Here is a 23,661-nt window from a genome sequence, read left to right as displayed (position 1 = left end):
AAACATTGGAAATGAAACCGGACCTTTTCAAATAACTGATCAATCAAATTTGTTACTTAATGAACATGATGTTGTCAAAATAAATGGTTTTACCATCTCCCTGGATCTGAAACGTAACATTGTCAACTGTCGTGGTGCCAGGAAACTCAGTAGCCAGCGCATATTTAAAATAAGTCCATTTATTTGCTGGTATGGTAACCACTTTCTGGTTCTGCCAGTTGAGCCAGAACTGAACGTTCTTGTCTACATCAGTGCCTTTGGCCCAAAAGGTAAAATATTTAAGGCCGGCCAGGTTAATCGAACCCCCGCCTAGTTGCATACCGCCCCAGGAACCGGCCGGATCATAGGCTGCTTTCATTGAACTGGTACCAGTTATTTTATCATCAGTAGATGCATCAAAGTTTCCGCCCCAGCTCCAGCTTTGAAAACCACTTTGCAATGCATCATTGAAAACAGGTATTGCTTTAGCTACATTAATAAACTCCTGGGAAGCCACTATCGAACCTGTGGCATTCGTTATTTTGAGAAAGCCCCTGTCAACATTAGAAGCAGGCATGATAATCACCAACTCACTTCTTGTTTGGGAGACGATCGTTGCTGCATCAGTGGTGCCATCAATTACTACATTGGTCACATCATCCAGGTTGCTTCCCGTTAAAGTAACAGTGGAGCCAGCTTCAAAATCAGTTGGAAAAACTGTTGACACAACAGGATAAGCCAATACCCGGAAAGGAACCGTTAAGGTTTTTCCTTCGCTGTTAGTGAAAATGATATTTTGTGGCCCGCCAAATGCAGTATCGGGTACCCGGAATACCAAAGATGTTTCCGTATTCAGTGTTGTTTGAAAGGGAGCTGGCACATTCTTATTACTAAAGACAATGCTCCGCATTTCTCCAAGCCCCGAACCAACCAGTGTCAGCACGGCGCCGCCTGAACCTGAATCGGGTTTAATACCATTTGTGGCTATTGGATTGCCTGCTTTGTAACCGGGACTGCCATCTCCATCCTTTTCACATGAACTAATCAATAATACCGTCGCCGCCAGGAGGACGAACAGCAATGATGCTTTATTAAAAAATATATTCCTCATAATTATTTTTTTAAAAAATTAAATTAATAGTATGGTACAGGTGGTTGCGCCAATGCAGGATCCTGTACTATCTCTCCGGCAGGAATAGGCAGGTGCATCATATTTTCGGTAAACGTGGTAACATAATAAGGATATTCATTTGTGCCCCTGTTTTGTGCCTGGATGATGGCTTTTGCTTTGGCAAATCCCTGTCTTTGCAGATCAAACCAATAATCGCCTTCAAAAGCAAATTCCACCCTGCGTTCATGTAAGATATCGTCGGCAGTAATTGAAGTTTTGACCAACAAACCCGCACGGGTGCGAACTTTATTAAAAGCGCTTAATGCCGATGCATCAGTAGTGGATGCATCGGTACCCAACACAGCTTCCGCATAGATCAATAAAACATCGGCATAACGCAATAACATAGTATTGATACCGGTATTCATGCCTATTACTTTCTCACCGCCAAATGCAGCACCGGGGCCAACTACATATTTGGCGATATTGGAACGGGTACTGTTTTTCTGGCCGCCATCACCAACAGGCTGTATCGTGTCGTATTTATAGCCATTTGCCATAAACGCATTATAAGCGGCTACCGAACCCTGCGGTTTCCAGGCGGATCTGCTCCATCCATGCTCCATCATAGAACCGCCGCGGCGCAGGTCTCCGGATTCATAAGCATTTCTCATATCAATGGTGGGTATGTATAGTTCCCACATATTAGCTTCAGATGTTTGCAAGTTGCCGGGGCCGCGGTCGGGATTTTTCTGATTGCCCGAACCCCATGGGTTTTGTGTCAACTGGTGCTGAACTGAAAAAAGAGATTCCTTATTGTTGTTGTTTGCACTTGAATTAAACATGCCCGCATAATTAGTAACCAAATCATATTTACCTGAACTGATCACTTCCTGCGCTTTTGCTTTCGCATTGGCATAATCTTTCAGTTGCAAATACAATTTCGCCATCATTCCTTTAGCGGAATATTTTGTAAGCCTGCCTGGCACATCTGTTTCAGGTAAACCCGCCTCAGCCAGTTTCAATTCTTCCAATGCGAATTTGAAAACATCTGATTTGATATAACGTGGTATATTAAAGTTGCCTGATAAAGCTGTAGCTCCCGGGTCTGTTACAATAGGTGCATCACCCCAGATACGGGCAATATAAAAATATACAGTGCCGCGGAAGAAGTGACACTCTGCAATGGCAGGATCAAGAAAACTTGCATTGCCACCCGCAGCTTTTTTTAATTCCAATGCTTTCATATACTCACTTGTCCAACCGCCGATCTTATAAAACACTTTCCAGGCATCGGCGAGGCGAACGGCTGTAGAAGCAAGACTGAAATTCTGAAACGGATAGTCATCGGCATTACCACTTCCGGTAAATTCATTTCCTGCCATTACATCACCTATCACATCCATCGCCCGGTTTTCATAACCCGACCAGGGCAATCCGTACAATGTGCTGGTAAGCGTTCTTACTTCTTCCGCCGTATTATAATAGTTAGAAAGTGTGGTGCCATCTAAAGAGGCTCTTTCTATATAATCTTTTTTACAGGATGCCAGCATTACTACAACACTTAACACGGCGCCTATATATTTATTTTTATTTTTCATGTCAAATACGTTTTGAAATTTTACTGATTAAAGTTCAATATTAATACCTGCGGTGAATGAACGTGGGTTGGGATAGTGCCCCTGGTCAACATTCATCAGACGGATATTGTTATTAAAGGCACCCACTTCGGGATCCATGCCTGTGTAATCAGAAAAGGTTTTCAGATTCTGGATGGAGATGTAAAGCCTGGCATTACTAATTCTTGCTTTGTTTAACAGGTTTTTCGGAAGACGGTATCCTACCGTAATATTTTGGATGCGCAGGTAAGAACCATCCTCCACATACCGATCAGACATAGCGATGTTATTTACCTGGCCTGAAACAAATCTTGGTAGTTCACCATTCGTATTGGTGGCAGTGTAGCGGTTCATCACCGATTTTAACTGGTTGAAATAGGGCTCATCCATTTTTTCCAGTCTCCAACGAAGGAAGTTGAAGATCTTGGCTCCATAACTTCCCTGTAAAAAAACAGAAGCATCAAAATCCTTATACTGAAAGGTATTGGTAAAACCATAGGTGAATTTGGGAAGAGGGCTTCCGATATTCGTGATATCATTTGCATCAATCACTTTATCTCCATTGATATCTTTAAACCTGACATCACCCAACCAGGTATGCGATTCGTCAACCGGGTAGCCAAATTGAGGAAGGCTGTTATTAAGATCTTCCTGTGTACGGAATAAACCATCCGTTACTAATCCATAAAACGAACCAACAGGGAACCCAACTTTGGTATAAGTAATGATGTAGTTATCAAAATACACTTTACCATTTAAGCCGGCTGTAGAATTGGCCATTTTTTCCAGCTTGTTTTTGAAAGAGGAAAATATAAGATTGGTTTTCCAGGTGAAATCTTTTGTTTTGATATTATGAGTGTTGATGCTTAAATCAACGCCTTTGTTCGACATTTCTCCCACGTTACCTATCGGTGCTTTCAAATCATCCCAGCTATCACCTACGCCGATCAACCTGGGACCGGTAAGGAACAACAACATGTCGCTGGTAGTTTTATTATACACATCAACTGACAGATCAATTTTCCCGTTTAAGAAAGATGCGTCAAGTCCTATGTTTTTTGTGATCACAGATTCCCAGCTCAGATCAGGATTGGCAATACCATTTAAATAACTGGATGTACCGAAACCAACAGGGCCGGGCCAGAAACCAATAGCAGAAGTGTAAGGTGGGTTTTGTGCGCCGGATGGCAGATTTTGATTACCAACTGCTCCATAGCCAATTCTGAGTTTCAGATTATTTACAACAGATTTGATATTCTCTGCAAAGGATTCATTGGTTATTGTCCATGCAAGCGATGCACCGGGGAAATAACCCCATTTATTGTTGGTACCAAAATTGGATGAGCCATCAGCCCTTATACTTAATGAAAGAGCATAACGGTTATCATAAGAATAATTAGCCCTTGCAAACCAGGATTCCATTGCCCATTCATTCTTACCACCATTCAGTTCCCATTCTGTTTGTGTGCTGCTACCTGCATTCAGGTCGAGGATATTATTGGCCAGGTTTAGTTTCGTTCCGCTGATAGCTTCATAGTAGGAATACTGCGACTCATGACCTGCAGTAGCTGATACATTGTGTTTGCCAACATTTTTATTATAGTTAAGATAATTACGCAATGCATAATAATAACTGTTGCCCCTGTAATCAGACAGTTTGGATGCAAGCGTACGGGGCCCAACGTTTCCGGCAAGCTGATAAGCCAGGTTGCCATTGATACCAAAAGAATAGGAAACTTCATTTTTTATACTCAGGTCTTTATACAGTTTTACATCAGCATAGATATTTCCAAATACCTGTGTGTTGTTTCTTTTATTACGGCGGTATTCCGTGTTTGCAACGGGGTTATCAATGCCTGATTGAATACCGGGGATCAGGTTGGAGTTTCCACCACCCCAGCTACCATCAATATTTTTTACAGGGATCAATGGGTTTAAAATTGCCATATCCCAGATAGCGCCAGGCGCTGCATCGGCTAATGCTACGTATTGAATGCTTTTTGAAGCATTGGAGCTGATTCCCACTTTTATCCAGCTCTTAAGCTGGTGATCCAGGTTAAATCTTGTTGAATAACGTTTAAAGTCGGAGCCAATCAATGTACCAGTTTGATTGAAATAGTTTAGAGAGAAATAATAGTTGGTCTTGTCACTACCACCTGAAAAACTCAACTGGTGATTTTGCACCTGGCCATTTCTAAACATGGCATCCTGCCAGTCGGTGCCCTTGCCCAACACGGAAGGGTCCGCGAATTCAGCAGTAGGGGTAATGGCCACCTGGTTTTGATAGGTAGCGAACTCCTGCAGGTTCATCAAATCTAATTTTTTGGCAATCTGTGATTGGCCATAATAAACATCATAGTTTATTTTTCCTTCGCCAGATTTTCCTTTTTTGGTAGTTATCAATATTACACCATTGGCTGCCTGTGATCCGTAAATGGCCTGTGCCGATGCATCCTTTAATACATCTATTGTTTCAATATCATTGGGGTTGATGCTTGCCATCACGCTATTGCCGGTTTGTCCGTTGGCGCCACCCAGCCCTGCATAACCGGAACTGGAAGCTGTATTACTTACAAAAGGAACACCATCAATTACAATCAGCGGATCGTTGCTGTTGATAGTAGTAACACCCCGTACCTTTATAGACACACCACCACCGGGCTGGCCGCTGTTGTTGGTGACAGTAACACCTGCCAGCTTACCTTGTATCGCCTGGTCCACACCGGCTACCGGCAAATCTTTCAAATCCTTTGCGCTTACAGAAGAAATGGCTGAAGACACATTCGCTTTTTTAGCAGTACCGTAGCCGATAACAACAACCTCATTCATTGCGGTAGCTACAGAACGAAGCGAAATTTTGAAATCGGTTTGTTTACCAATCGCCACATCCTTTGGCTCCATACCAACAAAGGATATTTGGAGTGTTTTGGCATTAGCGCCGGCTGTAATGGAAAATTTTCCATTGACATCAGTGGTAACGGCATTGGTTGTGCCTTTAACAGAAACTGTCGCACCCGGAAGCGTAGTACCTTTTTCATCTGCTACTACACCTGTTAATTTTTTTTCCTGCGCAACAACTGGAGAGAGGGAAAATACACATACCGTGAGCATGAGTACCTGTAGAAATACTTTTATTCTCATATAGCAAGTTATTTCGCCAAATGTCTTGCACCAACAAACTATAAACTAATACTATTTTATCACATTATAATGCTTTTTCTCACATCAATAAATGTAAGAATGACAAACACACGATTGTTACAGTGGTTTAAAGGAAACAATTATAAACTTTAAAAATACCACCTGATACTTTTTTATCTGTATTTTAATAATTTAGCTCTCTTAATATCGCCATATGCAAAAAAATATAATGAGGGAAATCACTCCGCTGACCAGCAGTGATTGCTTTACCATCTTCACCCGTATTAAATCAGAGTTCGACTTTCCTCTCCACAGCCATGAAGAATTGGAACTGAATTTTATCATGAATGCCAGGGGAGCAAAGCGGGTGGTTGGAGATCATATCGGTGAAATAGATGACCTTGAATTGGTATTGGTAGGTTCCAACCTGCCGCATGTGTGGCAAACTCATAAGTGCAAAAGCAAAGAGATCCGCGAGGTCACTATACAATTTCACAAAGACCTTTTTGATGAAAAATTTTTACGCCGAAACCAGCTGAGCTTTATTCGAAACATGCTTGAGAAATCAGCTAAGGGAATTTTATTCTCCCGCCCCGTGATTGAACAAATTGCTCCACGGTTAACCATATTGAGTCAAAAACAGGGATTTGACTCGGTGCTTGAATTATTGTCTATACTGCATGATCTTTCCATATCCCGCAATATGCACACTTTGTCTGATGCTACTTTCAACAATGCAGAACTATCTTACAATAGCCGTCGCATTGAAAAAGCTATCGAATACATGAACCAAAGTTTTCAAAAGCAGATCACCCTAACCGAAGTATCCAGGCTGGCCAACATGACGGATGCTTCATTCAGTCGCTTTTTCAAAGCAAGAACTGGCATCACCTTTATGGATAGCTTGCTGGAAATGCGGCTTGGGCATGCCTCCCGGTTACTCATTGATACAACACAATCGGTAGCTGAGGTTGCCTATAACTGCGGCTTCAACAATATCTCCAACTTCAATCGTCTTTTTAAAAAGAAAAAAGGCTGCACGCCAAAAGAGTTCAGAGAAAATTACAGTTACGGTAACAGGGTGTTTATATAGGATTACTCCATAAAAAAATCCCGCTGCAAGCAGCGGGATAGAGGTGGGTACATACCTTTTATATGGTGGTTTTCCGTCCTTGTGCTTTTTTAACTGCATCCACCCTGGTTGCCGCAGTTGTTACACTTATAACAAGTGCCGCTTCGCATCATGATATGACCACATACATTGCAAGCCGGTGCATCACTTTGCATATTCTTTGCAGCCGCATTAACAGCGTCCAAGGCGGTATCTGTTTTTGCTTTTACTCCATACTGCGTTTTGACTTGGGCTGTCGTTGTTGTGACAGGTACAGGTGTTATCCGAATGCTGGATAATTCAGGAGCTTTTTCATATTCCAAACCCGATGGCACATCGTCCCAATCATCTGCTCCTGTATTCATCACCTCAGGTTTGTCCAATACATGCACCAGGTCAGTGCGTCCGAGGTATTCATAACCCAATACACGGAATATAAAGTCAACAATAGAAGTAGTTGATTTGATATTCGGGTGTTCTACAAAACCGGATGGATCAAATTTGGTAAAGGCGAACTTGTCAACAAACTCTTCCAGCGGCACACCGTATTGTAATCCGATAGAGATAGAAATAGCAAAACAGTTCATCATGCTACGCATGGTTGCACCTTCCTTTGCCATATCAATAAATATTTCGCCTAATGTGCCATCACCATACTCTCCGGTACGAAGGAAGATAGCCTGTCCATTGATCTTTGCCTTTTGGGTAAAACCACGACGCTTGGCCGGCAATGAACGCCGTTCAACAATACTTGCCAGTTTTCTTTTCAACTTCGTATCAGGTGATGATTGCACCCGCTTTTGCACTTCTTCCAACAGTTCTTCCACTGTCAGCTTGCTCATATCAACAATATTCGATTCAATAATTGTTGATGATTCATCTGCCTTTTCACTTTTCACTTCTGACTTCTCACTTCCGACCTCTGACTTCTTCTTCCTATCTGACTTCGTACTTAACGGTTGGGAAAGTTTAGAACCATCCCGATACAATGCGCAAGCCTTTAACCCAAGCTCCCAGCTTAATAAATAAGCGTCTGCGATTTCATTCACAGTTGCTTCATTCGGCAGGTTAATTGTTTTGGATATGGCGCCACTGATAAAAGGTTGTGTGGCCCCCATCATGCGGATATGTCCATGCGCATGAATAAAGCGCTGGCCTTTTTTGCCGCATTTGTTTGCACAGTCAAAAACGGCAAGATGTTGTTCTTTCAAATGAGGTGCGCCTTCCAGCATCATCGTACCGCAGACATAATCATTGGCCGCTTCAATTTGTTCATCGCTAAAACCAAGTGCATCCAGCAGGCTCCATTCAAAGTCATTGTATTGCTCCGGCATAAAACCAAGGCGTTGCAAACATTCTTCGCCCAGTGTATACTTATTGAAAACAAAACCGATTTCAAACGCAGTATTTACGGCCGCATCTAATTTTTTAATCTCATCTGCAATAAAACCTTTTTCGCTCAACGACTGGTGATTAATAAACGGAGCGCCTGCAAAGCTTTTAGCACCGACTGCGTATTTGATGATCGCTTCGATTTCTTTTTCTGTATAACCTAAATTTTTCAGTGCGGCAGGTACAGATTGATTGATGATTTTAAAGTAGCCCCCACCCGATAGCTTTTTAAATTTCACCAAAGCAAAATCAGGTTCAACGCCGGTAGTGTCACAATCCATTACTAATCCAATAGTACCAGTGGGTGCGATCACTGTTGCCTGTGCATTGCGATAGCCATATTTCTCACCCAATTCTACAGCATCATCCCATGCTTTGCAGGCAGCCTTTAATAAATAATCTGGGCAATGTTCTGCTTTTAATCCCTGTGGTTTTAAGCTCAGTCCTTCGTATTCATCAGCGTCATAAGCCGCCAACCGATGATTACGCATTACCCGCATCATGTGGGCTTTGTTTTCTTCGTATCTTGGAAAAGCACCCAATGCCTGTGCCATCTCAGCCGAAGTTTTGTAAGCAACACCCGTCATGATAGCTGTAATAGCACCGGCAATACCTCTCGCTTCTTCGCTGTCATAAGGGATGCCACTTACCATCAGCAATGTGCCCAGGTTAGCATAACCCAATCCCAATGTCCTATACTCATAACTCAATTGAGCTACTTCCTGGGATGGGAATTGCGCCATCAACACGGATATTTCCAACACTACTGTCCAAAGACGGCAATTGTATTCATACCCTTCTACATCAAAATGATTTTTTTCAGTATCATAAAACTTCATCAGGTTGGCTGATGCAAGGTTGCAGGCGGTGTTATCCAAAAACATGTATTCGCTACAAGGATTGGATGCTCTTATTTCACCGCCTTCCGGGCAGGTATGCCATTCGTTGATAGTGGTATTGTACTGCGTACCGGGATCTGCACAACGCCATGCTGCATACGATATCTGGCTCCATAGCTCCTTGGAAGGAACTTTCTTCATTACCCTGCCATCAGTGCGGGCAGTCAATTCCCAATCTTCATTGTGCTTTAATCTTTCAAAAAATGAATTGGGAATGCGAACCGAATTATTAGAGTTTTGTCCGCTTACCGTTTTGTAGGCTTCGCCTTCGTAATCCGATGCATAGCCTGCATCAATCAATGCCGCTACTTTCTTTTCTTCTTCTACTTTCCAGTTGATGAACTCAACTATTTCCGGATGATCCAGGTCGAGACAAACCATTTTAGCGGCACGACGGGTTGTACCACCGCTTTTAATAGCTCCTGCAGCACGGTCACCAATTTTTAAAAAACTCATCAAACCACTGGAGGTACCGCCACCGCTTAATTTCTCTCCTTCACCACGCAGGTTGGAATAGTTGGTTCCCACACCCGAGCCATATTTGAATATTCTTGCTTCACGAACCCAGAGATCCATGATGCCGCCATCATTCACAAGGTCATCATTCACACTTAAAATAAAGCAGGCATGCGGTTGCGGACGTTCATAAGCTGATGTAGATTTTTTTAATTCACCATCTGCCTGGTCAACATAATAATGTCCCTGCGGTTTTCCTTTGATGCCATAACTTTCATGCAAGCCGGTATTAAACCATTGCGGTGAATTAGGTACACACATCTGATTCAAAATGCTATACACTAATTCTTCATAAAAAATTTGTGCATCGTTGGCCGAAGCGAAGTAACCATATCGTTCGCCCCAGGCTTTCCAGCAATTGGCCATCCGATGCGCCACCTGTTTGGCTGATGTCTCCCGACCAAGACTGCCATCGGGTTGTGGCACGCCGGCTTTGCGAAAATATTTTTGAGCTAAAATGTCCGTGGCAATCTGGCTCCATTGTTTGGGCACTTCCACATTGGTCATTTCAAACACTTTTTCACCCGAAGGATTTTTGATCACAGAAGTACGGTAATCATACTCGAACTGATCAAACACATTCACCGTATCACTTGTATAGCGACGATGGAATTTCAATCCGCTTGCGGCGGTTGGTTGCTTTTTATCAGCCATAACAAAACTATTTAACGGGTTAAGATTAGGATTAAGCCTTAGGTGGGAGGCGTTCACGAATATATTTTTTGCTGCGATATTTTTGACCTCTCAAATATGCACATTGTGTGGAAAAGCAATGTGAATAATGTCAAAATTCGTACCTGTATTGAGTTTGCTGATTTTTGCACACTTTTTCCGCTCATTTACATATTTTTTTGGTCATATTTCGTTAAAATACTAGTCCGGCATTTCAGATTAACTACTTTCTATAAATTAATAAAACAATTTAACCCGAGATTTTGTTTTTTTGCAGCCATGCAAAAATTAATCATTTGTTTTCTATCTCTTCTCTCAAGTCTTTCATTTCTTGAGTTAAATGCGCAGTCACAATTCTCCGGCTGGCTGGCTTCTTTTAATACGTTTAAAACCGGCAAAAGAACAAGCATTCATGCCGATGTGCAATGGCGCAGCTCGGACGAGTGGAAACATACGCAAACCTTACTGTTGCGATCGGCGTTGAATGTGCATTTGAATAAACATTTTACCATTACCGGCGGCTATGCCTTTATACACAATCGTCGGGTATTGGCAGATGTCAGTGGCTATGCGCCGGAACACCGGATATGGGAACAACTGCTGTATAATCATAAAGTAAAACATGTCGCCATCAGTCACCGGCTCCGGCTTGAGCAGCGTTTTATGGCAAAAACTTTTATTGCAGATGAAGAACTGAAAAAAGATGGCTCGCTCTACGCCAACCGTATTCGCTATTTTATAAGAAATGTCATTCCCTTTCAACAGCAAAAATCATTCGGCAAGGGATTATTTGCAGCTTTACAAAACGAGGTATTTGTGAATATTGGCAATAAGGCTAATGTAAATGGTAAATATTTTGACCAGAACCGGCTTTACCTGGCGCTGGGTTACCGGGTGAATCCGGCGTTTGACCTGGAAACAGGGTATCTCAACCAGTATATTAACGGAAGGAATAGCAGCTTTACGAATAGTCATGTGTGGCAGTTGGCGGGGTATCTGAGACTTTGAATTAAACATAAACATTGGTAACGAAAAGCGTGGCTGGGAACTGCAGGTTTATCGGGATATATTTTTTCTGAGATTATAAAAAACTCTTTGAAGCAGGTTCAGGTTTTCAGTAATAATATCCGCCTGCACAGGAAGCTTGTCATTATAACGGAGTTGTTTTTTATAGTTAGTGATTAATCCCCCCTGCAAAGAAACTTTTGCAAGATAACCACTGTCTGAAGGCGTTGCGTTGATCAATTCAACAACTCCCTTCCCAGTGCCAAATTCATGGCAGGTATATGCTGGAAACTTTAAAAGCACCTGCTGCCCTTTTTTTACTTTCCCAAAAATATATTGTTGTATCAGCGCTTCTACGTAATAATTGGTATTCCCCGGGTTAATATGGTCCGTTACTAGCAGCTGAGCATGACCAATGGAGAAATGTTGTTTCATAAATTCATACGCCCCTTATCCTATCACTACATTTTTTTATATTGTTTTAACCATGCCTCACACAGAGCCAGATCTGTTTCCAGATAGTCGTTTTGAGATTTCATAATTTCAATAGCTTTTTCCAATGCCTCAACTGCTTTTGATTTATTACCCAAGACCCCATACCACTTTGCCCTTTTGTAATAATGTTTATAGACTTTTCTAATTTCCGGATAGCAGGAGAGAACTTCATCTAATTCTACCTGAATAGCATCAAGGCCCAATTGATAGATTTCCGGAGGGAAATTAATCTCGCTTGATAATCTCTCTATGGCTCCACTGATAATAAAGCCAGCAGGTTTCTCGTAAGTGGTTGTTTCAAGAACCTCTTTACCATATTCGTAGGCTTTTTTCGTATTTGTCTTAAGTAATGTAGAGAATATTTGAGAAGCTACCATGGGAGTATATTTTACCAGGGGTTCGGCTTTCGCCACTTCATCTACCAGTAATAATGCGGAATCCCGTTTCCAACTATCGTTTCTATAATTCCCATTTGGTGCAAACTCTAATTGCTCTTTTAATGAATCCTCCAGGTTTCTCAATCGAAATTCTAAATTTCTTTTCGCCAATGCCTTATTAATATCCCAACTACCATTCACAATTTTGGATAGAGCATCTTCGAAATTATCGCAGGGATGGCCCATCCATCCAAGCCTTCCTTCCCTATCTACTATGAAAGTTGTAGGAATACCCATTTCCTCAGTGGCACTGAGCCAGTCTTTCTCTATCTGACCGCTGTCTGCCATAATCACATTATAGTCCATTTGCGCACCCATACTGTCAACAAAGGTTTTTATTTTGCGCAGTGTTGTAGTTTTCCTCTCCAAAACATCTACACCAAGAACAGTAACATGACCTCTGTATTTACGGGCCAAAGCGGAAAGACGAGGCATTTCGGCGATACAAGGCTGGCACCATGTTGCCCATAAATCCACAACATAGATATTCCCCTTCTCAAAAATATTGACAGGTGTCCCTTTTATCCAACTATACACCCGCATAGGCGGAGCGGGATCACCTATGTTTACTGAGGGAGCCCGATACTTTTGCGCATGAACAGCAGCAATGGTTGTCAGGCATAATACTATCACAAAACTAATATGTAATCGCATACCTATTTGATTGGTTTATCTTTTTATTCTGAAAGGCAAAACATTTGTTGTTTCTAAAACACTAAGCTTGATTTTCTTTTAGGAAACAACTAACAAAGCTGCAGTACACCTAATTAAGTACTGCAGCTTAAACCAAAATATCAAAATATTAATACCCAGAAACGCAAAAACACTTTCCCATATTAGGCCCTTCAGTTGGCATATGACAGTTACCTGCCCTGCCGTCGGAATGTGTACAGGTGGTATTACATGCAGTGCCACATCCTGCTCCACTTCCCGCCATAATTTTTTTCATTTCCGCCCTGCTTAACTTTCCCGTGATGCTGGCAAGGCTCATTTTTTGCATTTTCATTTTTGAAATTTAAAGTTTAAAAATTGTGTCTGCCTTAGTTTTAAGCTTCAAAGGCTTTGGCTGCCCGGCAACCAATGTGGCCACATCAGTTTAGTACCGCCGGGCTTTTCTTTCAGGGTACTATTCCAAAAGAAAATATTGTAAGTCCTCAATGCAAGTTGGGCCGCAGTCCATGATGTCGGGCTGTTTGTAGAAAGGAAAAACACTTATTCATTCATTTTATCTACGATCCCTTAATATTTTTACTATTTCAATTTTACTCACCCATCAATTCACTAAGCTTACTATTCAATAAGTGATCTTCTTCTGTGCCTGAATAGCGGCCAATAATCGTTCCTTCTCTGTTAATAAGCATTTTTGTTGGGTAAAACCGAACACCATATTTGTTAGCGATATTGACAGTATCTTTTGTACCGCCGTCGCTGCGGATATGGTACCAGATTTCAGTATGGTCAACTCGCACGGCGTTTCTCCATGCAGTGCTGTCCTTGTCTACAGATATTGCTATTATTTCAAGTCCTTTAGTATGATATTTATCATACAACTTCAAAAAATTGGGAACTGATATTCTACATGGGACGCACCAACTAGCCCAAAAATCTAATAAGATATATTTACCTTTAAACATTGTCAATTGTAATGGACTGTTGTTAATATCTAAAGTGGAAAATTCTTTAGCAGGTCTACCAGCTGAATTCTCACGCATTTCATTAACGGAAGCAGTCAAAGGAATCCCATAATAACTCTTCACTAATCCAGGGTCTAGTCTTTCATAAAGCAATCGAACTGTGTCAAAGGGCCATCGATACCTATTAAGCAAAAGTTTAAAAACACTTACATAGGAATTGGAGTGATTATATATGAAACTTTTCAACACTCTATTCACTTTAGCTATATACACAGCGCCTGTGTCTTTTATTTGACTGATTTGAGCATTCAATTTTTCATTCTCAACCTGAGTTTTTGAACCGGCCACTTTAGCCTTTTTGAATAGATTAAATTTAACCACTATCTTCATTCGGGTCGGTTCAAGATAAAAACTTGTCGCATTAGGATCGTTATCTTCCATTGAACTTACCTGTCCTCTTAGAAAACCCATAGTAGGCTCTGTGATCTTTCCAGTGAAGGCAAAACGTCCTTTCATAAGCAAACAGCTATCCTTTATCTTTTTCCCTTCACTATTGACATAAGAGAGGGAAACATAACCCTTTTCCTGACCTATAACCTTTCTGTAACCAAAGTTTTCATAATAACTACATTATTTTTTAGCAAGCAAATTAACAGCTCCAAGAAAAATTGTTGTTGATTTAATTGTTTCTAAATTATCTTTTTTTAGATTTTTTGAATAAATAAAATAAAAGAACTAGCAATAGTTAATTTGGTGCTACACTTTCGACTGCATTTCTTTGTAAATTAACTGTTTAAAACCCAAAAACTTTTTGCATTTTTGCAGCTAACCAACCGGTACCGGATGAAGTCAGCTATTTACCATTCATTGACAGAGAAGAAAAAACTGGGAAAGAAATCTTTTGCCGTACTCATTGATCCCGACAAGGTTAGCCCATCAATGCTGGACGAACTGACCAACCTGGCGGCAGATGCAAAAGTCGATTACCTGCTGGTAGGTGGCAGCTTGGTTATTTCCAATCACCTGGATGAATGTGTGCAGCACATTAAAAAAAATTGTTCCATCCCCGTTATCCTTTTTCCCGGTAGCCCCTCGCAGGTAAGCAAATATGCCGATGCATTATTATATCTCTCCCTGATCTCCGGCCGTAATCCCGAGTTGCTAATCGGGCAACATGTGGTATCAGCGCCATTTGTAAAACAGAGTGGACTGGAAATAATGCCTACGGGTTATATTGTCGTGGATGGCGGTGCTCCTACTACCGTTTCGTATATCAGTAATGCGACACCCGTTCCAGCCGATAAAAATGAGATTGCCATGTGTACAGCTATGGCCGGAGAAATGCTGGGCATGAAATTAATCTATATGGATGCCGGTAGTGGCGCCAAAAGAGCCATCAGCGAAACTATGATCGCAGCAGTAGCAAAACATATTGACACTCCCCTGATCGTTGGTGGCGGTATTAATGATCCCGAAAAAGCTTATTTGAATTGCAAAGCCGGTGCTGATGTGATTGTTGTCGGCAATGCGATTGAAAAAAACGCATCACTAATTAAAGAAATGAGCGATGCGGTGCATTCGGTAGCTGTTAAAGCGTAATAAACTGGTCAGGCAATTATCTTTTTTAAAGCTCCTTTTCCCTGTAAAAGCCTGAGTGTTTCCTGTAAAGCGCCATTTTTTAAAAAACCTTTCAATGAAAGATCTTCGTTGACTTTCTTCCATGAAATGCCAATGCCTCCGGAAATAAGCCGCCAGTCGTTAAGGTTTTTAATAGACGCATTTTTCAGAGACGGGTAATCTGAAAGCATCTCTTTAACAACAAACCCGTTGTTTAAAACAACAAGCATCAGATCAAGGTCTTTATCAATCATTACATTTTTAATTCTCAATCCTTTTTCAAAAATCAGGATATCGAAAGGATCGGAACTCCGTTTATTCTGTATTTTATTTGAAATGTTCATGCCAGGCTCTTTTAAGTGTATCCAGGTTATCAATAATGATCTGCTTAATTTCTTTTCGCTGCCTTCCGGAAAAACCATAAGAATACTCTTCTCTTATTTCGGGTTCAAGCCAGAATTTAGCTGATGCTTCCGCTTTTTCTACATGTATATGAACTGGTTCATCACTTTCCTGACTAAAAAAATAAAACCGGTAACCTTTAAAGTAAAATACGGTGGGCATCTGCACAAATTTAAAAAATAATACTGCATATCGCTTATACCAAGCTCTTACATTTTTATCCTCGCCGGTGTATCTTCTCCATTTATTAACGACTGCGCCGCTATGGCGATAGCTTTGATCACCGTTGTCATATGCGGAATATTGATCCGTTTTATTTCATCGCATGGCTGGTGATAACACTTATCATCATCATCACTGCTCATGATGCTATGAGCCGGTATACCTTTTTCAACAAAAGGGAAATTGTCACTTCTTTTAAAAAGCTCCTTCTCTTCTTCTGATGGGCCTGCTTTCACAGCTACCGGAGTTGAACGAAACTGTTTTTCCAGAATATCCGGCAATGAAGAGCGGTTGTAACCCGTTATAAAAATATTATTCTTACCGTATTGAGGAATACCGATCATTTCGATATTAATGCCGGCCACGATCGGTTTTGTGTTGATGACATCTGCAAAGTGTTTTGAACCTAATAGGCCCAATTCCTCTCCGGCAAAGGCGCAAAACAAGAGCGTTCGCTCATTGTCATTCCTCTTTGTAAAATAGTCGGCCAGTAACAATAAAGCGGTAACACCCGACGCATTATCATTGGCGCCGTTAAGGATCCCATCTTTTCTTTTCCGGGCATATACTCCTTCATGATCGTAATGCGCTGAAAACAAAACGACCTCATGCTTTTTAGACCGACCCGGTAAGATAGCTGCTACATTATACTCCACATTTGAATAATAATTGTTGACACCTGAAAGCATAATAGAATCAGGCGGTGCAAGTGCACAAACCAACAATACATTTCTCCTTAATCCATCCGGTGCGGTTTTAATACGGGAGGGAAAATAATTTTCCTTATCCGGCTGTGGCTGATTGCTCCATAGAAGCAGATCTGTTTTGATATGATCATAGGAGGCTAACACATCCTCTGTAAAAAATGAATCGATTTTTATAACAGTGAAACCATCAAGGGTTCTTGGAGCGTAGTTGCCGGGTGTTGGATGCATGTATAGAAATGCTTCGGGCAACATTTTTTGACCGTTCCATACCAGTTCATCGGTGACCACATTTTTTTGACCGCCAAAAGGCCGAAAGGGCATATAGTAACTGAAGTAGCCCGGCCACGGACGCAGGCCGCTTTTGTAAAATTCATTGCCTATAAACATCCCCGCCTTTAATAGTTCAGTACTGCCATTGCCGCGACCTTTCATAGAATCAGCCGCAAGATATTGCATGATACGCCGGGCCTCACTTTCTTTAATTGTATCCGTTGCATGCTGGGCAAAAACAACTGGCTGCACTGATAGCAGCACAGCCAGTATGAAAGTTATTTTCTTCATCATTTTAATTCCTATCTCAAATCTTCTTTCTTCACCCGGCTGGGTGTTTCTTTACCAGCGACAATGCTCGTTGAACTTAGCGCAATGGATTTAATGATCATTGCCATATTCTCAAGATCCAGCGTTTCCACATGATCGGTTACTTTATGATAATTAGGTTCGTTATCCATTTTTGAAGTAGAAATGGTATGTGCAGGCACACCCAGGCGGGCAAGCGTTGCATTATCCGAACGATAAAACAATTGTTGGTCGGGATAAGGATCGGGGTGAAAAGTAAAACCTGTACCTTCTAAATTTTTTTGCAGGATAGACCCCATATTGGTTTTTTCATAACCTGTTATGTATGCTGAGTTCTTTCCCCATTTACTTTCCGTGCCGATCATTTCGATATTGAACATCGCCACCACTTTATCCGGCGAAAGTTGTTTTGAAAAATATTGTGACCCATATCCGCCCGATTCTTCCGCGGTAAATGCTGCAAACACCAGGGTGCGTTCATTATTTTTTTGTGCAGCAAAATATTTAGCCAGCATGATCACTGCCGTTGTACCCGCTGCGTCATCATTGGCGCCGTTATAAATTGAATCACCATTTTGTGCTTTTCCAATTCCGATATGATCATAATGACCCGAGAATATCACGTATTCGTCTTTCTTTCCTTTGCCTGGTAATATGCCCACCACGTTAGCCAACTTTTGTTCCTTAATGTCATGCCTTGCTGTGATAGTAAAATTTTTTGGAAGCGCATTACCTAAGATAAATACGAGGTTTTTATCCGTCTTAAAAAGACTGCGTTTCAGGAAACTAAGCCTCGGAAAGTTTTTAGCATAGCTTGAATCGACCGTTATAATCATATTCTTTTTAGCTTCTGCAAAGTCCATAGCTTGCTGAAAAATATTACCACCCGCCTTGATCGATCCTGTTTCATACCCTGACAATTGATTGATGGTAATTTCCGGCTGACAGGTAACCACCAACACTTTTGAAGGATCTACTTCCACATTATCGAAGGTTGCCACAAGGCTTGTTTGTTTAGGACTCACCATTGCAAACTCCTGGCGAAAACTGCTTCCCCCGTTCCATGTTTTCAACCCTGCAGACTTGAACTCGGCCGCAATAAAATCCGCAGCTTTATCAAGCTCAGGGCTGTACACTTTTCTTCCTTTCATTTCATCAGATGCCAACACCATTTCAATCCTCTTTACTTCTTTAGCATTGATAATAGCATCCGTTTTTTGCGCCAATAAAAAAGAGGTTATTGCTGTGAATAACCCCGCCATTAAAAGTTTTTTCATATTTTTTTCTTAGTCAATAGGCAATTGGCAATCAGCAAAGCCGCACTCAAATTGTAAATTGCCTATTGTCTATTGTTTATTGTCTATTTTACTATAAACTCATCATCTCCTTAAACTTCACCGTTTGTCTCCGGCTTACTTCTATCTTTTCGCCACCTTTTAACTCCAGCAGTAACCCACCATTGAAATAAGGCTCGATCTTATCGATCATTCTCAGATTCACTATATGCTTCCTGTTGGCACGGAAGAAAAATTTTTCATCCAGCCTTTCTTCCAATGCATTGAGCGATTTTAGGATTAATGGCTTGTTGAGTCCAAAGAAAACTTTTGCATAATTGCCCACACTCTCAAAGAGGCGGATATCACTCAGCTTTACAAACCAGCAGCGTTCACCATCTTTTACAAACACCTGGTCATGCTCACTCAATATGCTGTTGTTGGTAAATTCTTCTGTCGTCTTGTTCTCACGGTGTTCGGAGTGTTGTAATTTTTGAATGGCATCTGCCAAACGCTTTGGCTCCACGGGCTTTAATAAATAATCCAGCGCATTTACCTCAAATGCTTTCAGCGCAAACTCGTCATAAGCTGTTGTAAAAATTACCTGGGGCGAACGTTCTAATTCGGCCAGCATATCAAAGCCAGTCTTACCAGGCATCTGAATGTCGAGAAAAATAAGATCGGGTTGCTGTGTTTCAATTTTGGAAACACCTTCTTCGGCGTTTGCAGCTTCATCGATCACTTCGACTTCGGGAAAATCTTGCAAGAGTTTTTTTAATTCAGCCCTGGCCAGGCGTTCATCATCAATGATAATTGCTCTCATGTGAATTGTTTTAATAATCATCTGCCACAGGTATCAGCACTTTCGCTTCTACCAGCGAAGGTGCGGCCTGCTTTATCTCAAATTTAGCTTTATTTCCGTATAACAGGCTAAGGCGGTTGGTTGTACTCGACAAACCAAAACCTTCAGCCGATGACTGGCCGTTCAAATAACCAGTATTCTCCACTGAGAGTTCATGAAAATTATTATTTATAGTTGAAATGATTCGCACTACGCCACCTAGTATTTGTTTGTTGATACCATGCTTTATCGCATTTTCCACCAATGTTTGCAACATCATGGGTGGCACTGGTAAGCTCAATGTATTTTCATCGATCTTATATTCGATCTTCAGCCTGTCTTCAAACCGCATGTTTTCCAGGGCCAGGTAGTCCTTTACGATATATAACTCCTTTTCAAACGGAACCGCTTCCGATTTATCTGCCTGCATACTACTGCGAAGAATATTGCTTAATTCTGTAATAGCTCTTCTGGCTCTTTCCGGGTTCTCATCTACCAAGGCCCTGATACTATTTAACGAATTAAAAATAAAATGGGGGTTTATATGCGCTTTGATCGTTTTTAGTTCCAGCTCTTTGACCAGCGACTCCAACTGCAGGGTATCCATTTGCTGCTTCCGGCTTTTAGCTACATAATGATACACAAAATAGATAAGGCTCCAGATGAAGAATAGGATGAAATATGAAAAAGCACTGCTCAATACCAGCAAAAGCTTGCTGACCCAATAGTGTACATCCGTTCTCGCCAACAGATCCATTTCATCCTTCTTAATTAATTTAAATGCAATTAACGCTTCCACACTGATATAGGATACCAGCACTGCCAGGCAAAAAGTGATAAGGAAAAACTGGAGTATCTGCTTATTCAAACTTTTTTGTAATAAGCCGAGCTGGATGATGATGATCCGCATCAAGTGGGAAAAGAAAATACCCAACGCTAAAAAAACACCCAATCGTTTAAAAAAATCAGGCGTAAGACGGTCAAAGGAAAAGGCAAAAAAGGTATTGATGAGGGCAAAAGAGCCCCAGCCAATAAACTGAAAGAGCCAGTACCTTGAGTTACCTATACGCATAGTCGTCAAAGCTAACTGTTTTATTCACCCCTGAACTTTATAAATATATCAGTGGAAAATAACTTTTACAAATGGGATATTTTGACTGGTTTTGAGCTACAAAAGCTATATAAGTGCCTGCAATTAATTGTTAAAGCCCTTAATCGGCAAGGGCTCGCAAGAAAATATTACTTTTACAGCGTTAAAATTGGTACATGGAAATTACACCCGGACCGTTATTAAAAACCATCGATTCACCTGCTGACCTTAAAAAGCTCCCCCGCGAAAAGCTGCATCAACTGTGCGATGAATTACGCCAGTATATCATTGACGTTGTAAGCGTACATGGTGGTCATTTTGGCGCCAGCCTCGGTGTAGTAGAATTAACCACTGCTCTTCATTACGTGTACAATACGCCTTATGATCAGTTGGTATGGGATGTGGGTCACCAGGCTTATGGTCATAAAATATTGACGGGTCGCCGCGATAATTTTATTAGCAACAGAAAGTATAATGGCCTCAGTGGTTTTCCCAAGCGAAGTGAAAGCGAGTACGATACATTTGGCGTGGGCCACTCTTCTACTTCTATTTCGGCTGCATTGGGCATGGCTATGGCGGCGAAATATAAGGGAGAAACAGACCGGAAATGTATTGCCGTGATCGGCGACGGCGCTATGACGGCGGGCCTTGCCTTTGAAGGGATGAACCATGCCGGTGTAGCTGATACGGACATGCTTATTATCCTCAACGATAATAATATGGGCATTGATCCTAATGTTGGCGCATTAAAAGAATACCTGACAGATATTACCACTTCTCCAACCTACAATAAAGTAAAAGATGACGTTTGGAAATTGCTGGGCAAATTACCTGTTGGTAAAAACTTTAGCCGGGCAATGGGGCACAAACTGGCAGAGGGATTAAAGGGAATGGTAAGCAGCAGCGCCAACCTTTTTGAATCATTGAAACTTCGCTACTTCGGTCCAATCGACGGACATAATGTGGCTAAACTGGTAGATACGCTTACTGACCTTCGTGAAATACCGGGTCCTAAACTCTTGCACATAGTTACTGTAAAAGGAAAGGGATATGCATTGGCCGAAAAAGATCAGACCAAGTGGCACGCCCCGGGCTTGTTTGATAAAATAACCGGAGAAATTCAAAAGAAAAAATATGATCTGCCTCAACCTCCTAAATACCAGGATGTGTTTGGACATACCATTATTGAACTGGCAGAAAAGAACGAAAGAATATTTGGAATAACACCGGCAATGCCATCCGGCTCATCGTTAAAATATATGATGGAAAAAATGCCGGACAGGGCATTTGATGTTGGCATCGCAGAGCAACATGCCGTCACGGTGAGTGCTGGTATGGCTACGCAGGGCTTGAAAGTGTTTTGCAATATCTATTCCTCGTTCATGCAACGGGCCTACGACCAGGTGATACATGATGTAGCCATTCAAAAATTGCCGGTTGTCTTTTGTTTGGATCGTGCGGGTATAGTAGGCGATGATGGTCCTACACACCATGGCGCTTATGATATTGCCTATATGCGTTGCATACCCAATATGATCGTTAGCGCACCAATGAATGAAAGCGAATTACGCAACCTGATGTATACCGCACAATTAGAAAGCACGAAGCTTCCGTTTGTGATTCGTTATCCCAGGGGTGAAGGTGTAATGCCCGAATGGAAAACTGAAATGAAAGAGATTGAGATCGGCAAAGGCAGAAAATTAAAAGACGGTAAGGACATTGCTATTCTTTCATTGGGTCATCCCGGCAATTTTGCTGCTGCCGCCATACGTGAGTTAAAAAATGATGGGTTGAACCCAGGTCATTACGACATTCGTTTTGTAAAACCACTTGACGAAGAGCTATTGCATGAAGTTCTGGGCAATTATGAAAAGATAGTGACTGTTGAAGACGGCTGTGTGGATGGAGGTTTTGGTAGTGCTATATTGGAGTTTATGGCTCAGCATGGCTACAAAAATGATATTCGTATTCTGGGAATTCCGGACAGGATTGTTGAACATGGTACGCCGAAGGAATTGCATCATGAATGTGGTTATGATACAACCGCCATAATTGAAACAATCCGCGATATGATGAAGGACACAGTAACGGCAACTTCTTTTTTCCAATAAACTTTTTATCTTGTTTTTTTATGAAAGGCCAACCTTATTCAGGTTGGCCTTTTGCTTTTTGATAATTTCAACTATTATTAACAACCTTTCACAATTTTCAAGTATGGATTTGAGTTAGAATTGTGTCTTCCTTTTTTAAAACATAGCATATGTTTAAAACCAGGATACTGCTACTTATCTTTTTTCTTTTGGTTTCCTTTACCTGGCTATTTTCTTCGGGATTAATAGAAAAAGCAAAAGCCGGTAAACCCAACCGCTCCAATTATACTTTAACAACCGCATCGGCGAAAAAGCTTCAATTAAAAGCAAGCGAAGCCAGGGCGTTTGCTCAACAAAAAGGATATAATGATATTATTTGTTTCCTGATCGATATGAGCCTGCATTCCGGACAAAACAGGTTTTTTGTCTACGACCTAAAAAGGGATACAATCAGAAACTCAGGCCTGGTCACCCACGGTCGTTGTAATCAATATTGGCTGGAAGGCAGAAAATATGGTAACACGGTGGGTTGTGGCTGCACTTCGCTGGGAAAATATAAAATCGGGAATGCTTACAACGGCAGGTTTGGCCTGGCTTATAAACTATATGGCCTAGACAAAACAAATGACAAAGCATTTCAACGATTTGTAGTACTACATGCACATGATTGTGTACCCGAATCGGAAGTGAAGGAGGACATTTGTCAAAGTGATGGATGCCCAACTGTATCTATCAATTATCTGCAATACCTGAAGCCGATAATCGATGCATCCGGGAAACCGGTGTTGTTGTGGATATATGATTGAGTCTTTTTCAGTCAAGCTTGCT

Annotated in this window: 18 protein-coding genes; 5 read left to right on the top strand and 13 right to left on the bottom strand. The window is 41.4% G+C overall.

What is annotated here, in order from left to right:
* Positions 1-52 precede the first annotated feature (52 nt).
* Genes P2W73_RS00685 through P2W73_RS00675 form a run of 3 tightly spaced genes read right to left on the bottom strand, consistent with a single transcriptional unit; the run spans position 53 to position 5,850 of the window.
* The gene (locus P2W73_RS00685) at positions 53-1,090 is read right to left on the bottom strand and encodes an IPT/TIG domain-containing protein (RefSeq protein WP_276500043.1); all 1,038 of its coding nucleotides are present in this window, start codon (positions 1,088-1,090) and stop codon (positions 53-55) included.
* Between the two features lie 23 nt (positions 1,091-1,113).
* On the bottom strand, positions 1,114-2,691 hold the full coding sequence (locus P2W73_RS00680) for a RagB/SusD family nutrient uptake outer membrane protein (protein WP_276500042.1): 1,578 nt from the start codon (positions 2,689-2,691) through the stop codon (positions 1,114-1,116).
* 27 nt (positions 2,692-2,718) lie between these two features.
* Positions 2,719-5,850: a SusC/RagA family TonB-linked outer membrane protein gene (locus P2W73_RS00675; protein ID WP_276500041.1), complete on the bottom strand. Its 3,132-nt coding sequence runs from the start codon at positions 5,848-5,850 to the stop codon at positions 2,719-2,721.
* 214 nt (positions 5,851-6,064) lie between these two features.
* On the opposite strand from P2W73_RS00675, the gene P2W73_RS00670 reads away from it, so the two are divergent.
* On the top strand, positions 6,065-6,943 hold the full coding sequence (locus P2W73_RS00670; RefSeq protein WP_276500040.1) for an AraC family transcriptional regulator: 879 nt from the start codon (positions 6,065-6,067) through the stop codon (positions 6,941-6,943).
* 89 nt (positions 6,944-7,032) lie between these two features.
* Here P2W73_RS00670 and P2W73_RS00665 read toward each other — a convergent pair whose 3' ends face one another.
* Positions 7,033-10,422, bottom strand: a complete 3,390-nt coding sequence (locus P2W73_RS00665) for a vitamin B12-dependent ribonucleotide reductase (protein WP_276500039.1) — start codon at positions 10,420-10,422, stop codon at positions 7,033-7,035.
* Between the two features lie 297 nt (positions 10,423-10,719).
* Here P2W73_RS00665 and P2W73_RS00660 point away from each other — a divergent pair, with 297 nt between their 5' ends.
* Positions 10,720-11,448 (top strand): DUF2490 domain-containing protein, encoded by a 729-nt coding sequence (locus P2W73_RS00660; protein WP_276500038.1) that lies wholly within the window; start codon positions 10,720-10,722, stop codon positions 11,446-11,448.
* A gap of 48 nt (positions 11,449-11,496) precedes the next feature.
* Here the strand turns inward: P2W73_RS00660 and P2W73_RS00655 are convergent, their stop codons facing one another.
* The 3 genes from P2W73_RS00655 to P2W73_RS00645 all read right to left on the bottom strand — a co-directional run bounded on the left by P2W73_RS00655 (position 11,497) and on the right by P2W73_RS00645 (position 14,605).
* Entirely contained in the window at positions 11,497-11,880 is a 384-nt protein-coding gene (locus tag P2W73_RS00655) for an HlyD family secretion protein (protein WP_276500037.1), read from the bottom strand.
* A gap of 26 nt (positions 11,881-11,906) precedes the next feature.
* Positions 11,907-13,031: a TlpA family protein disulfide reductase gene (locus P2W73_RS00650; protein ID WP_276500036.1), complete on the bottom strand. Its 1,125-nt coding sequence runs from the start codon at positions 13,029-13,031 to the stop codon at positions 11,907-11,909.
* A gap of 608 nt (positions 13,032-13,639) precedes the next feature.
* On the bottom strand, positions 13,640-14,605 hold the full coding sequence (locus P2W73_RS00645; protein ID WP_276500725.1) for a TlpA disulfide reductase family protein: 966 nt from the start codon (positions 14,603-14,605) through the stop codon (positions 13,640-13,642).
* Positions 14,606-14,854: 249 nt separating this feature from the next.
* Here P2W73_RS00645 and P2W73_RS00640 point away from each other — a divergent pair, with 249 nt between their 5' ends.
* Positions 14,855-15,610, top strand: coding sequence for a phosphoglycerol geranylgeranyltransferase (locus P2W73_RS00640; RefSeq protein ID WP_276500035.1), 756 nt, complete (start codon positions 14,855-14,857; stop codon positions 15,608-15,610).
* An 8-nt stretch (positions 15,611-15,618) separates the two neighbouring features.
* On the opposite strand, the gene P2W73_RS00635 is transcribed toward P2W73_RS00640, so the two are convergent.
* The 6 genes from P2W73_RS00635 to P2W73_RS00610 all read right to left on the bottom strand — a co-directional run bounded on the left by P2W73_RS00635 (position 15,619) and on the right by P2W73_RS00610 (position 20,725).
* Entirely contained in the window at positions 15,619-15,972 is a 354-nt protein-coding gene (locus tag P2W73_RS00635) for a DUF2442 domain-containing protein (RefSeq protein ID WP_276500034.1), read from the bottom strand.
* Complete coding sequence (locus P2W73_RS00630) at positions 15,956-16,192, bottom strand: DUF4160 domain-containing protein (protein WP_276500033.1); 237 nt, start codon at positions 16,190-16,192, stop codon at positions 15,956-15,958. The genes P2W73_RS00635 and P2W73_RS00630 overlap by 17 nt, the downstream gene beginning before the upstream one ends.
* Positions 16,193-16,239: 47 nt before the next feature.
* Entirely contained in the window at positions 16,240-17,520 is a 1,281-nt protein-coding gene (locus P2W73_RS00625) for a M28 family peptidase (protein ID WP_276500032.1), read from the bottom strand.
* 11 nt (positions 17,521-17,531) lie between these two features.
* A complete protein-coding gene (locus P2W73_RS00620; protein ID WP_276500031.1) occupies positions 17,532-18,815 on the bottom strand; it encodes a M20/M25/M40 family metallo-hydrolase in 1,284 nt (427 codons plus the stop codon).
* 91 nt (positions 18,816-18,906) lie between these two features.
* The gene (locus P2W73_RS00615) at positions 18,907-19,635 is read right to left on the bottom strand and encodes a LytR/AlgR family response regulator transcription factor (protein WP_276500030.1); all 729 of its coding nucleotides are present in this window, start codon (positions 19,633-19,635) and stop codon (positions 18,907-18,909) included.
* Between the two features lie 10 nt (positions 19,636-19,645).
* On the bottom strand, positions 19,646-20,725 hold the full coding sequence (locus tag P2W73_RS00610; RefSeq protein ID WP_276500724.1) for a sensor histidine kinase: 1,080 nt from the start codon (positions 20,723-20,725) through the stop codon (positions 19,646-19,648).
* Positions 20,726-20,919: 194 nt separating this feature from the next.
* Between P2W73_RS00610 and dxs the strand changes: the two genes are divergently transcribed.
* Together dxs and P2W73_RS00600 are read left to right on the top strand one after the other, a co-directional pair.
* Entirely contained in the window at positions 20,920-22,854 is a 1,935-nt protein-coding gene (gene dxs, locus P2W73_RS00605) for a 1-deoxy-D-xylulose-5-phosphate synthase (RefSeq protein ID WP_276500029.1), read from the top strand.
* Positions 22,855-23,003: 149 nt separating this feature from the next.
* Complete coding sequence (locus P2W73_RS00600) at positions 23,004-23,639, top strand: murein L,D-transpeptidase catalytic domain-containing protein (RefSeq protein ID WP_276500028.1); 636 nt, start codon at positions 23,004-23,006, stop codon at positions 23,637-23,639.
* Positions 23,640-23,661: the final 22 nt, after the last annotated feature.

Source organism: Terrimonas pollutisoli (genome assembly GCF_029360765.1).
Taxonomy (GTDB): Bacteria; Bacteroidota; Bacteroidia; order Chitinophagales; family Chitinophagaceae; genus Terrimonas_B; species Terrimonas_B pollutisoli.
This window is presented reverse-complemented; position numbering and strand designations above follow the sequence as displayed.

Coding starts and splice junctions, on each gene's coding strand:
- P2W73_RS00680 (WP_276500042.1), bottom strand. CDS start 2,691: ATGAAAAATAAAAATAAATATATAGGCGCCGTGTTAAGTGTTGTAGTA.
- P2W73_RS00600 (WP_276500028.1), top strand. CDS start 23,004: ATGTTTAAAACCAGGATACTGCTACTTATCTTTTTTCTTTTGGTTTCC.
- P2W73_RS00675 (WP_276500041.1), bottom strand. CDS start 5,850: ATGAGAATAAAAGTATTTCTACAGGTACTCATGCTCACGGTATGTGTA.
- P2W73_RS00610 (WP_276500724.1), bottom strand. CDS start 20,725: ATGCGTATAGGTAACTCAAGGTACTGGCTCTTTCAGTTTATTGGCTGG.
- P2W73_RS00625 (WP_276500032.1), bottom strand. CDS start 17,520: ATGAAGAAAATAACTTTCATACTGGCTGTGCTGCTATCAGTGCAGCCA.
- P2W73_RS00660 (WP_276500038.1), top strand. CDS start 10,720: ATGCAAAAATTAATCATTTGTTTTCTATCTCTTCTCTCAAGTCTTTCA.
- P2W73_RS00650 (WP_276500036.1), bottom strand. CDS start 13,031: ATGCGATTACATATTAGTTTTGTGATAGTATTATGCCTGACAACCATT.
- P2W73_RS00685 (WP_276500043.1), bottom strand. CDS start 1,090: ATGAGGAATATATTTTTTAATAAAGCATCATTGCTGTTCGTCCTCCTG.
- P2W73_RS00620 (WP_276500031.1), bottom strand. CDS start 18,815: ATGAAAAAACTTTTAATGGCGGGGTTATTCACAGCAATAACCTCTTTT.
- P2W73_RS00615 (WP_276500030.1), bottom strand. CDS start 19,635: ATGAGAGCAATTATCATTGATGATGAACGCCTGGCCAGGGCTGAATTA.
- P2W73_RS00665 (WP_276500039.1), bottom strand. CDS start 10,422: ATGGCTGATAAAAAGCAACCAACCGCCGCAAGCGGATTGAAATTCCAT.
- P2W73_RS00635 (WP_276500034.1), bottom strand. CDS start 15,972: ATGAACATTTCAAATAAAATACAGAATAAACGGAGTTCCGATCCTTTC.
- P2W73_RS00630 (WP_276500033.1), bottom strand. CDS start 16,192: ATGCCCACCGTATTTTACTTTAAAGGTTACCGGTTTTATTTTTTTAGT.
- P2W73_RS00670 (WP_276500040.1), top strand. CDS start 6,065: ATGCAAAAAAATATAATGAGGGAAATCACTCCGCTGACCAGCAGTGAT.
- P2W73_RS00655 (WP_276500037.1), bottom strand. CDS start 11,880: ATGAAACAACATTTCTCCATTGGTCATGCTCAGCTGCTAGTAACGGAC.
- dxs (WP_276500029.1), top strand. CDS start 20,920: ATGGAAATTACACCCGGACCGTTATTAAAAACCATCGATTCACCTGCT.
- P2W73_RS00640 (WP_276500035.1), top strand. CDS start 14,855: ATGAAGTCAGCTATTTACCATTCATTGACAGAGAAGAAAAAACTGGGA.